Source organism: Paenibacillus glycanilyticus, from assembly GCF_030161375.1.
In the GTDB taxonomy this organism is placed as follows: Bacteria; Bacillota; Bacilli; order Paenibacillales; family Paenibacillaceae; genus Pristimantibacillus; species Pristimantibacillus glycanilyticus_B.
Window position 1 is genome coordinate 120434 of sequence record NZ_BSSQ01000001.1, and the last position, 17517, is coordinate 137950.

8 protein-coding genes are annotated in these 17517 nt (G+C 49.3%); 2 read left to right on the forward strand and 6 right to left on the reverse strand.

The features are described from left to right. Positions 1 to 10 precede the first annotated feature (10 nt). From QQK89_RS00450 to QQK89_RS00475, 6 genes are all read right to left on the reverse strand, one after another. Positions 11 to 3538 (reverse strand): PA14 domain-containing protein, encoded by a 3528-nt coding sequence (locus QQK89_RS00450; protein WP_284236421.1) that lies wholly within the window; start codon positions 3536 to 3538, stop codon positions 11 to 13. A gap of 315 nt (positions 3539 to 3853) precedes the next feature. Then, positions 3854 to 4789, reverse strand: coding sequence for a methylenetetrahydrofolate reductase (locus QQK89_RS00455; protein WP_284236423.1), 936 nt, complete (start codon positions 4787 to 4789; stop codon positions 3854 to 3856). Between the two features lie 92 nt (positions 4790 to 4881). After that, the gene (locus tag QQK89_RS00460) at positions 4882 to 5406 is read right to left on the reverse strand and encodes a DUF402 domain-containing protein (RefSeq protein ID WP_284236424.1); all 525 of its coding nucleotides are present in this window, start codon (positions 5404 to 5406) and stop codon (positions 4882 to 4884) included. A 66-nt stretch (positions 5407 to 5472) separates the two neighbouring features. Next, positions 5473 to 6996: an XAC2610-related protein gene (locus QQK89_RS00465; RefSeq protein ID WP_284236425.1), complete on the reverse strand. Its 1524-nt coding sequence runs from the start codon at positions 6994 to 6996 to the stop codon at positions 5473 to 5475. A gap of 102 nt (positions 6997 to 7098) precedes the next feature. Further along, the gene (locus QQK89_RS00470; RefSeq protein ID WP_284236426.1) at positions 7099 to 13623 is read right to left on the reverse strand and encodes an S-layer homology domain-containing protein; all 6525 of its coding nucleotides are present in this window, start codon (positions 13621 to 13623) and stop codon (positions 7099 to 7101) included. A 35-nt stretch (positions 13624 to 13658) separates the two neighbouring features. Then, positions 13659 to 14849 (reverse strand): HupE/UreJ family protein, encoded by a 1191-nt coding sequence (locus tag QQK89_RS00475; RefSeq protein WP_284236427.1) that lies wholly within the window; start codon positions 14847 to 14849, stop codon positions 13659 to 13661. Positions 14850 to 15117: 268 nt separating this feature from the next. On the opposite strand from QQK89_RS00475, the gene QQK89_RS00480 reads away from it, so the two are divergent. Continuing rightward, complete coding sequence (locus tag QQK89_RS00480) at positions 15118 to 16731, forward strand: PucR family transcriptional regulator (RefSeq protein ID WP_284236428.1); 1614 nt, start codon at positions 15118 to 15120, stop codon at positions 16729 to 16731. A gap of 13 nt (positions 16732 to 16744) precedes the next feature. Continuing rightward, positions 16745 to 17338: an NUDIX hydrolase gene (locus QQK89_RS00485; protein ID WP_284236429.1), complete on the forward strand. Its 594-nt coding sequence runs from the start codon at positions 16745 to 16747 to the stop codon at positions 17336 to 17338. The last annotated feature ends 179 nt before the right edge of the window (positions 17339 to 17517 follow it).

Here is a 17517-nt window from a genome sequence, read left to right on the forward strand (position 1 = left end):
TTTCCAGCCGTTATTGGAACAGCTTTGGTCTTGCCAATTGAACCGGCGTCTCGGCTTTGCTGTCGAACTGGTTCATGACGAATACCTTCACTTTGTAATCTTTATCCGTTTCGTTGAAGTACTGCGTCATCGCAAGCTTCGTCTTCTTGAGCGGAACCGCGCTCACGAGAACCGGCTGCGGATTATTCCCTTTCATCAATTGGAACACCACGTAGGCACCATCCTCGTAGTCCTTAAGCTGTTCGACGTCTACCGTAACCTTCAGCTGAGTAGTGCCCCGATCCAGCGTGCCTGAGAGCAGGAACGTATCGCGCGTATCGTTCTTCGTGAATGCTTTGGTCGACACAAGCGATACGCCTGCAAGGATGCCAAGCGATTCGTTAGCCTTCACGCGTACCTGCACCGTTCCCGCAGCGTAATCGCCATCGGTGATTGGTTGCGGATTGGCGGTTGCAGGCAACCAAGTTGTCCCGTTGTCCACGCTGTACTCATAATCCGTAACAGCCGTGTAGTCTTTGGCGTTCGTCCAGCCGAACGTGTTATGCGCGTCGTCTACGACCGGTGCAGTTGGTGCAGCCGGTTGGTTGCCTGCGCTGACAGCGATCTTAGCTTCCGAGTTATCGCGTTTGTTAACGGCTTTGACGACAAATTCATAGGATTGGTCGAGGTTTGTTTTATTCACGACATATTGATAGCTCGCTTGGTCGGCTGCTGCCGGAATATATACGCTCCAGTTGGCTCCTAACTTGTCGTTCTTCTCATACAGGCGGAAGCCTCTGACACCTTCATCCTGCGGCTTGTTCCATGTAATGGTCCGCTTGCCGTCCTCCGACTTGCTGACTTCGAGCTCTTCAACCGGCTTTGGCTTCGCCTCGTTGCGGAGAATCGTGTACGTATCAAACGGAGAGTTCTCTCCCGACATAAACGAGTCAATCGTAAAGCTGTTCTCGGTCATGCTGACGCCGGAGAAAATCGCCTTCTTCGGCTGTTGATATACCGCCGCATAGAAGCGGTCGACATTGGCTTGAATATCATAAAACTTCGTCGCAGCCGAATTGTTGATCATGTACAGCGTACCATCGGGATTAATAACTCTACCCTCGGCGTCCTTCTGTACATCCTTAACCGGCTCATTGTTGTACATCTGGAACGACCTCATGAAGGTATGGTCATGACCTTGCAACACAACGTCGATTCCGAGTTCGTCGAATACCGGATATAACATTTGGCGCAACTCCAAAATATCGCCGTCAATAGCGTGGTTGCCTACGGAATAGATCGCTTTATGGAAGCCGACGATTTTCCATTTCTTATCCGTTGTCGCTACTTCATGCTTCAGCCATTCCAGCTCTTGCTTGAAGGAATCCTTCTGTCTCTGATCCCAGCCCATATCCATCGTGTTAAGGATCATGATATGAGCATCGCCGTAGTCATACGCATACACGCTGCCCGGCGGGAGCGGATCTTCAATGGAATCGTTCGGATAGTTGAAATGGTAGTAATAGTTGTCGTTGTACGGACCTTCGTGGTTGCCGACAGCCGCCATAATAGGCAGGTTCATCAGAATCGACTGCGGCTTCTTGAAGTAGTCCAGCCACTGCGATTCAAGAGCTCCCGCGTCTACCTGGTCACCGGTCATCATGAGGAAGCGCGCATCCGGGAATTTATTGACGGCCTGCTTCATCGTGTTGCCCCAGACATCGTAATCCTGCGAATTGGAGCCTTGGGAGTCCGTCATGTACAAGAAGTTGAAGTTGTCCTCATTCTCCGCTTCCGTTGTGAAAGAACCCGCTTCACTCCAATACCCGTCGTTACCCACGCGGTATTTGTAAGCCGTGCCTGGCTTCAAGCCTTCCACCAACACTTTATGGCTGATGAACGAGCCGGTTGTGCCGGAAGTAATCTTCAAGTTGTTCAGCACGCGCGTATCTTCCGGCTTGCCGACAACACGGAGCTTATTCGGCGAGTCAAAAGCTTCGCCAGCAGGCACGATCTCTACCATACTGTCCGTCGCGTTGGTTGGAGCGTTCTGCGGCTTGTCATAAGTGGTGTACCATGCGAAAGATCGGTTCGTCTTTGCGCTGCCGTATAACGACATCGCAATGGCATACGGCGTATAATCTACGACTTCGGACAAGTTGGCCGGGCTGAAGACGAAACCATTCACGGCCGTCCCGTCCGCATACTGCAATCCGCCTTGCCCATCATAAGCGAGCTTCACCGATTGGCCTGGAACAACAACTCTCGACAGCAACATCGTCACGCCGCTTGGCGCAGCATCCTGTGTGATTGTCTCAACCGGAACGGCTTGTCCGTCCACGGTCACCGTCAGGTGTTCATTGAGGTCAGCTGGAAGCTGTTTAAGATCCGAGATCATATTAAGCAGCAGATTTCTTCCGTCAGCAGCAACGCTAGCCGCCTTGGCTCCCGTATAATCCGCCGGCAGATAGAACGCGCTCTCAGGAACAATGGTCTTCGCAAGCGTTGGCGTCGACCAGCGCAAATACAGGTTGGAACCGCCGAAATCCTCGAAATATTCGACTTTGATCTCGTACTTGCGGCCGCCTTCGAGCGTAATCGGCTGACTCGTCATTTCTTTATCCCAATCGTTCACCCAATGATCGATCACAAGCTTGTTGTCGATCCACACGCGGAAGCCGTTGTCGCCCGTCATGTAGAAGGTGTAGTCTCCCGACTCCGGCGGCATCATTTGACCGGTCCAGCGCACGTTCGCGCCGTCCTCAACGCCCGTCATCCCTTTCAGAACCGGGTTCAGGTCCGTAAAATTAATCGAAGCATCCACGGTTGTTGCTTTATAATCACCATAGGCAAAGTTATTGCCCGAGCCTGTGTTCAAGTAATATTCGCCAAGCAAGCCATGCGCTTCGCTTGGCTGCGCGGCAAGTTCCGCTTCTGCATCTTCATTCGCATTCTCCGGAGCTTCCGGAGTCTCTTCGCTCTGTTCAAAGCCAATGGCCTCAAACTCATAGATCCGTGCGGCGTAGAATCCTGTCCCGGCATCCACTTCGCCCGGATTCGTAATGGAAAGCTTGAAATATCTTGCCGTCACCGGCGTGTCCAGATCATGTGTGGTTGTATCTTCCGTATTGCCGTTCACCGTAACGACCGGCGTCCAATTGACGTTGTCATCGCTGGTCTCAATCGTGAAATCCTTCGTATTGTATTGCCCTTCTTCCCCGCCAGCGCCGGCATGTCCCACAACAAATTGCTCTACGCTAACCTCCGCGCCGGCATCTACCTCCAGCCAATACGGATTGTCCGTTGTTGGCAGGCCGTCATTGCCTTGGAACTGCCATTCACCGCTATCCCGATGTCCGTCAATGGCTAAGGACGGCGCAAAAGCATCCGATACATACCCGTTAGCAGTCGCCGTAACTCCCGCTCTCGCAAATACATTTTCGGCGGATGATCCGGCGTTTGCCTGATGCACCATGAAATAACCTCCGGATGCCGCAACCGACGTCCAAAGCGTTACAACGGCCAACATCCGGTTGGTCAGCTTATAACTTCTCTTCACTCCCGATTCCTCCTACTCTCTCTATTGGTTCTGCAACATCATAGAGTAGTTAAGTTTATAGAGTGTAAAAATAAAATAAAGAAATGGTAAATGCATGAAATATTATTGAAAGTTATAGTTTTGTATTCTAAAATATCTATTTGATAATCGTTTGTATTATATAATTCATATAATTCTTAGAATTAATAATCATGTGTACAATAAAAAACCTACTAAAGTCGCAGGAGCTTTAGTAGGTCAAATGAAACAAAAACCGCCGTTCAAGCCGGGCTTCATGAAGCTCCGTCTCAAACAGCGGTTTTATTCAAATCGGTATTAGGCGTTAACGCCTAGTTTGCGGTCGATCACTTTCTTAATATCTTTCACGAGCTGCACGGAAGCTTCGATCTCGACTTTACGCGTCGATACGCTCTCGATACTGCAGCCGATCGGAATGCCTTTTTCGATGCCGAATTCAAACAGCTCTTCAAAAATTTTAAGCGATAGCGTCACGGACTTGTCCAAAATATCCGTCGACTTAAGCAATTCATTCTCGAGCCATTTCGGAATGCTGATGCCGAGCCACTTCATGAATTCGAGTGTTTTCTGCGAGCCGCATGGCGCCAGGTTGAACAGAATCGGCACCATCTCAATGCCGTTCTCTTGGCAATAATAATAGTAGTCGGACAACATGTTCTTCGATGCTTCTACGTTATACGTCGCCTGGGAGATAAAAAACTTGCAGCCGCCGTCCACTTTGTCCTTAATCCTCAAATGCTCGTCGTTTTTCTTCATATGACGTTCCGGAATAACAACGCCGCCAAGCATCAACCGGTCGTTCAGCTTGCCGCTAAGCTCGTACGCTTCCGGCAGCTTCATCGTTGTCTGCTGCTTGCTGGAGGACGTACCCACAAAGACCGAATACCGGTCTTCTTCCGCATCCTGCTTCAGCCATTCCGCAAAACTCTCGGCCGAATTATGGCCGACAACGCGGTAAATAATCTTTGGAACTTTCCAATAGTTCAAATACGTTTTGCTGTAAACGGTCGGGTCCAGCGCCTCGAGATACGGGAACGGTCTTTCTTCATCCGTACGGTCCGCTTCGTCCTGCACGTCGTAGAGGATCAAGCCGTCAATGTCCAGATCCTTCAGACGCTCGTATTGCTTATCCGCGATTTCTGCAATCTTCTCTGTCGAATGGCTTGATTTGGGCGGTGTCATGCCGTAAGTAATAATGCCCGCCTGCCGATTCAAAATTTTATCCTTAAGCATCTCGTTCTTCATCCTTGCGTCTATTGTAGTAGTGGAATAATTTCTTGTTTATTTCTACATGCCGGGCTGAATTCCTTCTTATCTGGTCGGATTTATCTTTTCAGTTCTTGTTGTTGAGGAATTTGGGCCATCAGCCGTTCAATCGTCCCGTCAAAAGGAAACTCTCTTGCGGCCACGCGCGCCTCAAGAGCCGCAAGCTCTTCCCGCACCTGCCGGATGAGCTGCTCCGGGTAACCGAACTTACCTGCATTCTCGGCAAATTCGTCCTCGTCTATAACCATCCACTTGCCGCCGCGTTGGACTAGATCCAAATCCAGATCGATGAACGAGATCTCGTTCCCGTTCTTGACCGCCGGCATATTGATGTTGCAATAATATTCATTAATCTGACCGTCCACAATTCCCGCGCTGACCGTAAACCAATGCTTGCTCGAGAAAAACTCGATAGACCAATTGTTAACGGTAAACACGGATTGTTTTGTATGATGCTGAAGCTTCCGGCCATACCGGCCAAGGACAAATACATAACCGTCCCCTTCTTCCAGCAGATCCGTATCCCATTCATAATGCAATAACTCGCCGTATTTCAGCGCCTTAATCCGAAACGTTTGTTCCACGAAACCGTCTTCCCTTCGAAATTCGTTAGGTTAGGAAAGTATAGCATACTTACCGCCTATTCGTCGTTATGAATCCGCTTCCTCATATTGCCCGGTGATCTGCATTTGCCCGTCAACAAGCTCCGAAATGGTCTCTTGCCACGCATTTTTCTCAGCATCATATTTGTGCACAACACTTGATACGAGTACAGGAGAACCATTGATATAGCGGTAATAAACATCCGAATATTCGGCTGCGTGAACTCTAATTAAAGAATGGACGGTTTGCGTGTAGGAATCAAACTCCGGAGCGGTAATTTCCTCCAGCTCTAAATTGGCCTCTAATGACGACGAATTAGAATTCCATAACCAATACTTGTAAGGCGTGTTTGGACCTGCCGGAATCCCGCTCTGAATACAAAGATCGAGGTAGCCGTCGAAATTCATATCTTCGATCTGAATTCCCAAGTTCATTCCATCCCGTGTATCCGTAGGCTCTAACGAAATCGTTTGAAGCAACCGCCCATTTGAACCCGCTTCATAGAGCTCTATCTTTTCCGCATGATAAATTCTGTCCTCAATCTCCTCTCCCTCGGCACGACCGTACACCTTCACCAAATACTCCGGCATCTTCGGGTGCAACCGAATATATTGATACCTTATAACGGCATGGGGATCTGACGCAAAAGCATCATCTATCTCACCGTCGGAAAAATAATCGATTACAGCATGACCGCCAAAGCCTTGATCATTGCGGCGTTCACTTAGTTGAAAATAAACCATCTGCGTTCCGGTTCCTTGATAACCGTCTACAAAATCCAGTTCCAGACCATATTGTCTGATCGGATCTTGTTGCACCGTTGTAGCTTGAATAGTGACCTCTTCACCGGATTTACGAAACCAGCTGATCAGCGCTTTTTGCTGTTCGAATACCGTCTCGCTTCCGGATATACGCCGAATGTCGGTTAAATCTAGTGTACGTATAGCTTTTTCCAGTATTTCGGGGTAATTGCTAAACAGCTCATCCGCATAATACCCGTCGCCTTTAACGGCGGAGCTCCTCTGTTCCATATCCCGCTCATAGGTGTCCCATGCTTCAATCCCGCTTAGCTTTAGCCTGCCATCCGCTTGCTTAGCGGTATACAGCCAATTGTAGTTTTTCAATCTAGCGCCTTTATCCGGGTAATGAATCTTTATTTGCTCCGTGACCTCGATCCGGTATTGATCTCCTTCTATCGTGTAGCCATATACCTTCGATGACACGATACTCTCCTTGACGTTGCGAGCAAACAGATCTGTAACAAGTTTTTTCTGCTCATCATACAGACTGCTCCCCGGAAGAAGATACGGTTCCACCTCGGCAAAGGTATTCGTATTTACGGCTGCGGCAAGCTTTAGTTGATACTCATGAATGAGATAATTTATCTGATTGAAAGCGTCATCGGGCTTCTCCTCCTTGAATAGAAGAGGCTCCCCGGTTAATTCAACTGTTTGGGCATCTGACGGCGCCGGCATCGAAGTGGAATCGACAGTCCGCAAATCTTGATGCTCGTTCTGGCATCCTGCGAATACCATTCCAGCCATCATGAATATGGCAAGCATCTTATACATATACCAACAGCTCCTATCCCTAATCCTGCTATTCTATGCTACCATATAAACCCATAAAATAAGCCCCTCGTCATAGACGAGAGGCTTATTCGGAAAGTTACTTTAAATAAAATCTACATACTCGAGCAGTCGCTTCAGCATTACTGCCGCTTCCGCGCGGGTGGCTTTGCTGTCTGGAGCAAACTTGCCCCCTGTCGTGCCTCCGATAATCTTCGCGTTAACCGCTTGAGCTACGGCTTGCTGCGCCCAAACGTCAATCGAAGCTTTATCTTTGAACGCATTCAGCAGAGCTGTGCCGCTCGTTGTCGGCTGTTTGCCCGTGTACGCAAGAGCACGGGAGATCATAACCGCCATCTCTTCGCGGGAGATCGATGCGTTAGGCTTGAAAGTGTTGCCTTCATAACCTTTTACGATACCTGCTTTCACCGCTGCGCCAACTGCGCCTGCGAACCAGTTCTTGCTGCTTACATCCTTGAAGGAAGCCGCAGCCGCATTCTCGGAAATACCAAGCGCTCTCACAACCATTGCCGCGAATTCCGCCCGAGTGATCGAAGCCTCTGGACCAAACTTATCGCTGCTAATTCCTTTGACGATCAGTTTGGATGCCATGAGCTCGACACCCTCTTTCGCCCAATGGTTCTTCATATCGCTGAATGTTTTATTCAGCTGGACAATTGCATAGACGCTGTTCCCCGTACGCTGAATCGTTACAACCGTATGACCATTTTCTTTCTTGAAGGTCGCTGGAACAAAAGTGAATTCCCCGGTCACTTCGTTGTACATAACAGCTGTGGAATGCGAAGCGTCCAAAGTCTGTCCGATTTCAATTGTACGAGATACATACGTCTTGCCGAAGTCGTTAATTTCCTGCATATTGCCGTTCGATTGCAGGAATACGCTAAATTCGATCGGTGTACCGATAAGCTTCACGCCGGATTTAGTCGCTTTATCCTTTATCGTAGCCGATAACGCGCTATCTACCTGATTGATCTTGATGACAATCGAAGCATCCGAACCAATCGAGGATGGCAAGTTAAGCGCGCTGATCGGCAGATCATAGCTTGCACCGCCCATCGTTACCGAGATCGTCAGGTTTGGTGCTTGCTTCAATGCTTCCAGCAGCGTGCGTGCCGGCAATTCCACGTTTACAGCTTGCGTGGAATCCCCCTTGATCTCAATCGTTTGACCTTTTTTGCCGGCAATCATCTTAATAGCTTCGTTCAGCGTTTTCGACGATACGGTTATCGTCTGACCAACCGTATTGCCGTCGATGCTGACGCCATTACCCGTTTGTTCCGGTTTCTGACCGCCGCCGTTTCCGGATCCGCTGCCAGGTTCTTCTACAGGAGGGTTCGTACCGCCTGTACCGCCAGAATCGGTTCTGAAGCTCCAGATATCGGACAACGTCTTGCCTGTGTAAGCATCTTCAGCTGCCGCATACCATTGATACTTTCCGCTTGCGTTCAAGCCGCTCCACGTTACGGAAGCTTGCTCTCCGCTTGTTACTTGCTCAACCTTGCCGATCGGCTGATCGGAATAGACGTTAACGCCCATGTAGTCAGTTGCTACGCGTTTGACTTGTGGCGTCAGATTCACGTCAAGCGTAAATTCTTCTTGTTTTGTCGTGTCGCTTGGGTCGTAAAAATTATAGTCGTCCATGTAAGGCGAGTACGTTTTTACGTTCATTTTGCCATTCGCGATATCGAACTGAAGCAGCTTGATATAACCTTGGCCGCCTTCCGGACCACCTTGATAGTCGGACAACATTTGATAGACCGGACGTTCGCCAATGCCGTCTCCGTCATCGTCAATCTTATCAACGAGGAGCTTGGAATCATGATAATGGCCTGATAATACGGCAAATACATTTTTGTTCTTTTGTACAACCTCTTCAAAAATCTTATCCGCAATCGGAGCGCGATTGCCGGATACGAGCAAGAACTCATGGAAGTTCAGGATCGCCTTGCGGTCCGGATATTTCGCCAGAACTTCGTTCATCCAGTCGATATCCGAATCGCGGATACCCCAGCCCATGTATACCATGATGAAATCATTGCCGTTCGAAGATATGAGATCATAGTGACCGCGGTTGTTATCCAGAGAACCACCGTAAGTTGGCTGATCCTTAAATCGGTCTTCTCCGAAATAGTTCCAGTAATAATCGTAAGCGCCAAGCTGATGGTCAACGTCATGGTTGCCCGCGAGCACGCCGTATGGAACGTTAGCGTCTTCCAGCACCTTCATGTCGGCATCGGCACGCTGCCATTGAATTTCTTTATCCGCTTCGTCGACAATATCGCCGGTATGGATGACATATTTAATTTTTTCTTTCTCTTTGTTGTCCGCAATCCAATGCACGATGTCTTCATAGATGTTCGGATAGCTTTCCGAGTAATACTGCGTATCGGACATCCAAGCGAACGAGAAGTCAAAGTTATCCTGCGAAGCTGGTAGCTCGTCCTGCACCATTACTTGCACGGTATGGTTGTCCGCGTATTCCCCGGCTGTTACCCATGCGTTCAAGGTAAAGTCTTGCGCTCCGGCCACTTTATAATCAACGCTGATCCATTGCTTTTTGGATGGGCTCCATACATACAAGCTGACTTTGCGGCCTTCAAGCGAATTGCCTTTCCATGTCAGTTCAATTTGATCCGTGTCCTTCACGGATGGATCAAGTTGCACCTGGAAGCGCTGGTAAGGGAATTGCTCCGTTGAGTCGTCCGTTAAGTAGTTCTTGTCCACCGCGCTAATCTTGTTGTAATCATCGGCTGTCATCGCTTTTTCCCCGGCGGGGGCTATTTCTTTCGGAGGTTCTACGTCTGCCGCATTGCGGAAGCCTTGGAATCCATCCTGATTCGCGCCGTCATACTTATACCCGCGGTAGAACGTAACATCCATCTTGTCGTTTGTCGGGTCCTTGACCTTCACCGCCAGAACCGGGTTCACACCTGCTCCCGTTGCACCGTCAGATGGAGATACCAGTTCCGGCTTAAGCGGATTCTCGTCCGGTACGGTGAAGGTGACTTCCTTCACGGCTACGTTGCCCACTTTATCTGTTGACTGAATTTTGAATACATGCTCTCCGCCCGTCAAATCTTTCGATGCTGTTGCATACGGAATCGTGATTGGCGTTTCATCAAGCCACGCCAGTGTTTGCTCTACGCCGGACAACGCATCCGTTGCAGAAGCGTCAATGGTGAATGCGCCGCGGTATTCTTTGCCGTCCTCAAGGGAAGTTGTAATGGCCGGGGCGGTATTGTCCACCTTCACAATGGCAGTCTTCTCGCCAAATGTAGAATGGCTGACTTTTACGCTATGTTCCCCGTCAGTAAGTTTCGTTGTATCCAGGGCATAAGCCTTCGACGCAAGCAATTCCTCCGGAATAACGAAGTTGAAGTCCATTACCGGATTTTTCCCTGCGCTGTCGCCCATTGGAATGACCGTATCCCGGTTTTTGTAACGATCATCGAAAATTTCCGTGCCGTCCGCAAATACAAGTCTAACGTTACGGACCGTAAAATCATCCTTGTTCTCGCCTTCGCGGTCATCAAAAGGAGAAGCCTTTGTACCTGCCCGGATGGAAATAATATTGCTTCCGCCCTTCAGGCGTTCCGCTGCAATTGGTACCGTTAATGTTGTGTAGGTATTGATTGGATCCAGAAAAATCGATAGGATTTCCTGCCCCATCGTTACGCCGTTCTTGAAATAATAGTTAACGCCATTTGCTTCAAAAGCAAAATACGCATCCTGCTCAACAGCGGAGTAAGTGCCTTCCGTCGCTTCGGTCTGATCAACAGAGAGATGCAGTTCAGAGGCAGGAGCATTCTCGGCTGTTGCTTTGAGTACCTTTGTTCCGGCAAGGAAATCGCCGTCCTTCACATTCAATCGCAGATCCGAATGATCCGTATTGCCCTTAATTTCGGTGCGATATTTATCCGAGGTTACTTCATTCTGTCCATCGGATACGACATAGTAATACTCGATATAATCACGGCCGATCAGCTCCGGCGAATAGATTGTATAGTGATACAATGTATCGTCAAAGCTTTCTGCCAAATAACGTTTCGTATATTGCGCGTCCAAGTTGCTTTTGTAAAATAGTGCTACGGATTTTACGCTATTCTCGTCATGTGCTTCCGCTTTGATCGAGAGGTTCTGAGCCTTGTCGATTGCCGGCGTATTCGTCAAATCCTTATAAGTAGGTTTCGTTGAATCGGCCGGCGTCTTCACCGGAATTTGCGGCACTTGAACCGGTGCTACCGTACCCGGCGTCGCTGCTTCAGTGCCCGCGCTATATTTAACCATTTGCGAGCCGCCGGTTGGAGAATATTTATAGAAAATCCCTTTGTTCGCAACGGTTTCCGCATCCGTATCGTAATAAGCGGCCGAAAGTTCCGTCTTCGTGTTGGTTGCAACAACAATGCCGCGCCCACCGCCGTTAGCCATGCCATCGCTATAGATCTTAACGATATCCGTGCCTTCTACCAGATTGGTACCGTAGTTGGCGTTGAACTCCGCAACGGTTGATTGCTTATTCTGGCTGTTAATAATCCAGAACACCAGCGTTTTTTTTGAAGGAATAATTACTTCTTCAGGTGTCGAAGGCCAAATCACGTCGGCATCCGGTCCCGAAGCGGTATAGCGGTATTGAATTTTGTAGTTGTTAAAGTTTACGGGTTTATCCGTATTGTTGTAGATTTCGATAAATTCATAACCGTCCGCGCTGCCTACGTTCGTGGAATCAGGAACGATTTCCGTTACCATCAGAGGCGGAAGTTTATTGGAATCTACATTGCCCAGCGTGATCGTGACGGAATAAATCGTCGACTTCAGCTTGTCTACTCCATCATTTGCTTCGATATAATATTTCAGCTCCGAATCGGTAAGAGCGCCCTTCGGTATCGATGCGCTGAACAAATCGTTCTCTTCGGCTGTCATTGGTACAGACGTATAATCCGCCGCACCGCCAACTTTGTAGTTGAGGACTGCCGTTACCGTCCCGCTATCCGGATCAACAATCGTTGCCTGTACGTTCAGATCATTGTCGACGTTGGCTGTTCCGGCTGGCGTATGCCCGATAATCGGAAGTTGATTCAGAACAGGAGCAGGCTCGGCAGGAAGCAGCGCTGCCTCTACCGTACCCGGAGTAGCCGCGTTGATTGCCGCATTGTTCAGAAGCATTTGGTTCGTGCCGTCGATTGGGTATTTATAGAAAACCCCCTTGTCCGGCTCGGTTTGAGCATCCGTCGCATAGAAGGCTTCCGCAATTTCCTTATCTGCCTTGGAAGCGATAACGATCTTCCGACTGCCGCCGTTCGCCATACCGCCACCGCCGTCAACCTTGAACAGATTGATATTTTCCTCAAGCGACGTATGATAATTCCCGTTAAAATCTTCGGCTTTCAGATCCTTCGTCGAGCCGTTCATAATCCAGAAAACAACGGTGCCTGCCTGAGGAATGACCGCCGTGCTAGGCAGCTCCCATACGGCATCCGGCGTCGCGGAATTCGTATAACGATACAACAGCTTGTAATCATTTAACGAAACAGCCTGCGTTGTATTGTTATATACCTCTACAAATTCGTACGCATCTGCACTTACACCAGTAACATTCGTGGAATCCGGTACGAGCTCCGTAATAAGAAGACCTGGAACTTTGGTGAAATCGAAGTTTTTCAGCTCAATGGCAACCGAATACGTTGCCGTCTTTGGATGGTTCACGGCATCCGCTGCTTCAATGTAGTACTGAAGCTCGGTACTTGTAAGAGCTTCTTTAGGGATAACTGCCGTGAAAGTTGTGCCTGTCGTGTTCGCCATTGGAACAGAAGAGTACGAAGCGGCAGAAGAATTCTTATAGAACACGGTCGCCGTTGCCGTATCGTCCGCATCCGTAATTTCGGCGGCAATCGTAAGATCCTGCTCACTGCTTCCCGATGTAACCGGTGTATGGGTAATTACCGGAGCTTGATTAACCGGTACTTCCGGAAATTGATAATGGACGGTCGGGATTTGTCCCGCAGACAGCGTACCTGGCGTCGGAGCGGTTTTAATCGCAAACTTATCGGTTTGGGCGCCGCCTGCTGTTGGCAGCATGTAGTGGTCGCCTAGGCCTTCTGCAATTTCCGTTGCAGCCGTATAGCCTGATTTTGAGATTTCAACGCCTTGGCTGTTTTTAATAACAACCGTACGGTCGTTAGTATTATGGAAACCTGAGAAACCTGTGACGTTTACGAGTTGATTGTCGGTCAAACTTACGCCATATTTTGTGTTAAATTGTTCTACTGTCAGGTTTTTTGGATTGTACCAGAACACCATCACTTGATCCGGTGCCAGTGATTTCTCGCCAAACGTAAACGTTAGATCCGGCGAAGTAGTTGGATTGGGATAACGGTACAAGAACGTATAATCGTTTAACCGAATCGTTTTGTTCGAGTTATTGTACACTTCATAAAATTCATAGTCATCCGTTCCGGCTACGTCAGGATGAATCTCGGAAACAAACAGCTCCGGCACGGTATTCTCTTCCGCAGCTGCTGCAATGCCGATGGATGACAGCATGCTCATAAGCATGCTTGCCAGTAGAACGCTAGAGATCCATCTCTTGTATCTCTTGCTCTTGCTAAACATAATTAGTTACACTCCCTTTGTTTCTATGTAATAGGTTACATCGTAATTTCAGAGACTAGGCGTTCGATCAGCCAATAGAGGCCCATCAAACCAACGATCGAGGAGGTCGCGTAGGTCCACCAGCTATGACGGCTTTGCTTCATCAGCTTCCGGATTGCCCATAGAATCGGAATGACGATCGCAAGGACAACAAGCTGACCGATCTCAACGCCAAGGTTGAAGGAGAAGAGCGGCAGGGCAATATTGCCTGCCATCGTACCGTGCAAAATCTCCGCAAAGCCAAAGCCATGCACCATCCCGAACATAACGGTGACCGCGATTTGTTTGCCTTGAAGCTTAGGGAATTTCTTGCGGAACATCGTCTCGAAAGCGATAAATACGATGCTTAGCGCAATAAGAGGCTCCACAATTAGCGGCGACAATGACGCGAGATCAAGCGCAGATAAGACGAGCGTAATGCTGTGTCCAACCGTAAACGCCGAGACTAGCTTCAGCATCGTCCAGCCGCTTGTCCCCGATGCCAGGATCAATCCGCACAGGAACAACATGTGATCAGCGCCTGACCAAATATGCTCCATGCCCATCGTTACGTACTCTTTCAGTACGCTTGTCCACGAGGAAGCGGCCGTTATCGGGCTCGGTTGCGCATCGCCTTGCGCTGCATCATCCGCATCCGGACGATTCGCATCAGATCCGTGGTAGCCTTCCATCTGCAAGATGTTATTCGAGCTGTTGATGACCTGCACGATGGATTGCTGACCCATACGAATGGTTGCATAGCTGCGATGATCCGGGTTGGTACCGTCATAGAAGTTATATTGAACCATGTACCGGTCTACGGGTTCTCCGAAATCGTAGTTGATGTCAATCTCGATCATTGGCATTTTTGCTTTCTCTGCTTGCTTGGCGGCAAGCACAACGCCGGCACCTATCTTGCCGTCTCCGGTCACAATCAGGCGGTCGTGCGCCATTTCGGTAAGGACAGCATTGCCGCCGGAAAGCTCATCGGTAGAAATCCGGCCGTTGCCGTCTGTATCAATCTCTGGCAGAGCTTCAAGCAGCTCCTTCTCCAGCAAGAACACATTGTACTCCATGCTCTTGTCCTTCACGGTAATGTCCGAGAAGCCAGTCGAAGCAAAATGCGCTTCAGCTGTTCCGCCCATTGCCATAAAGAACAGCCACAAACCCGCTAATAAAACACCTGCTCTAGCACGAAAGCTCACCATACTCCCCCTCTCTCTAGTTGTTCATAAATGTCGACACTTTGTGAGTATAGGTGTCTAATGTCAAACAAACGTCAAACTTACGTTAAGAAAAAGTTAAGATTGGTCATTTTCCCAAAAAAATCTATCGAAAAAACAGCAAAAACCCTTCATAAGCTTAAACTCAGCTTTGAGGGGTTCTCCCTTAACGCGTTGCCTATAAAAATCATCATCTTGTATAATATAGAAAAAACTAGATTCCCCCACTAATCCACTAGGGCGGTGAATGTCCATGGTTGAAACGATGATGCAGCTAACCGTTAGAGACATCCTGCAGCGCCCGCTGTTTCAGAAGGCCGAAGCGATCGCAAGCGATGAAGCGCTGAACCGTACGATCCGCTGGGTCCACATCATGGAAGTTACCCAAGTCGGCAAGCTGTTAAGCGGCAATGAACTCATCCTCTCCACCGGCGTTGGCTGGCACGACAATGAACAGTTAAGCCTTTCCTTCCTGCAACAGCTCATTGATTCCGGCGCTTCCGGCCTTTGCATCGAGCTTGGCACCTACACGAAACAGCCATCCGATGCGATGATCGAATTGGCTAGACGCGAGAACTTTCCTCTTCTTCTTTTCCACGAGGAGGTTCGTTATATCGATATTACGCAAGATTTGCATGCCTACTTCATTCATCAGCACCATCGCATGGTCTACGAGCTAGAAGCGCTCTCTACCAAGCTCAACCAACTGCTGCTCTCCGGTAAAGGCATCATGCCGCTGCTCAAGCTCCTCCATCACGCAACCGGCGCCCAAGTCGCCTTCTTCCCGTTAAATGCCGAAGCTGAATTTATCCCCCATATGCCCAGAGCCAAAGCCGATACGTTCTACGAGCAGTGGATTTACGGCAAAATGTTCGCCACTCCCACGCTCAAACGCGGCCTTGCCCATCGTCCGATTCTTGCCCTGGATCACCTATTCGCCGATTTGCTGCTGCAATCCGAGCAGGAACTAAGCGAATTCCAAATTCTCGCTCTAGACCGCTCGGCTACCGCCATCGCGCAAGAAATGATGCGAACGAAATATATGGAGGAGAGACGGCGCTATAAAGATGAGATGTGGGTAACGGATTGGCTGAGCGGCAAACCGACTGACAAGGAGGTTCGGGAATACATCGGTTCGATCAAACCAACCGCCAAGCTGCACGGTCTCGCGGTTTGCGTCTTCCGCTTAAGCGTAAAGCTGGCCGAGTGGAAAGAAGGGGAAGAGCTGCTTATTCAGAAAAATATGGTCGCCCGCGCCATCTTTGAAGGCGAAGGTTATTTCCTGCTTCCCGCCGCCCTGCATGACCATATCGTCTTTGTTCTTATTGACCAGATGAAGCAGCTCAAATGGAAGGATAGACTGCTTAAGGCTGTCGACCGTTTGCGAAGAACCGAACATAACCCGGAATCCGCCCTGTTCGCCGGCACCCTTGGCATCGGCAAATATTTGACCGATTTGTCCCGCGCTCGGGAAAGCTATGAATCCGCACAGGAAACGATCGCGATCCAGACGGATATCGGACCGCTTAGCTCGCCGTTTTTCAATGACCTGCATACGTATCGAATCATCTCGGGTCTGAAGAAGACTGGCATGCTTCCCGCTCTGATTGAGGAATATATCGGGCCGCTTGCGCGATACGACAAAGAGAAAAACGGACAGCTCCTCAAGACGCTGAAGGTGTTCCTCTCCTTGTCCGGCTCGAAGCAGGATACGGCCCGCGAGCTGTTTATCGTCAGGCAGACGTTATATCACCGGCTTGACAAAATCGCGACGCTGCTCGGAGACGACTATCTGGCGGCCGACAAACGTCTCGCTATCGAACTTGCGTTGTACGCGTACGAGTATACCTACGGGGCGATCCCGTAATGGATATACGCGTATGGAACAGCATGGTATAGTGAAGTCATTATGGAATGAAGACGAAGAAGGTGAACGCGTGATTGCGTATACGATATGTTTCATACGAAGAGGCAATGAGCTGCTATTGTTGAATCGGGAAAAGCCTTCCTGGATGGGATGCTGGAACGGCGTAGGCGGGAAGCTTGAGCCTGGAGAGACTCCGCTCGAATCCGTAAAGCGCGAAGTGGCCGAGGAGACCGGCCTGACGGATTGTCCACTCTTGTACAAAGGGCTTGTAACTTGGACAAGCAACGGCGCGAAGTTAGGCGGCATGTATCTGTACTTAGGGGAATTACCCGAGCTTGCGAATTACAAGACGCCGGTGAAGACCGACGAAGGCATTCTGGACTGGAAGTCGCTGGACTGGATCCTGCACCCCGAGAATAAAGGCGTAACCTCCAATCTACCCGTTTTTCTAGCAAACATGCTGGAGGAAGCAGGGCAATATGACTATAACTGCACGTATAGGGACGGCAATCTGGTATCGCATCGAACAACGCCTATTGACGCTTCAACCGAAGAACTCGCGGCTACAATCGACTATATGGCGCGTGCTTATTTGGTGAGAGAATAGCGAAACCATGCAAGAAACAAACAACGAACAACGGCCGCCCGGGACTTTGCCGATTAGTCCCAGGCGGCCGTTGTTCGTCGGAATTGGAAGCTCGGCTTCTCTCAGGTTGAAAAAGTACAATAACGGGTTAATTGCGTTCATTGAGCGATTGAAAGCCTTTCCTCATAATAAAAGCTGAC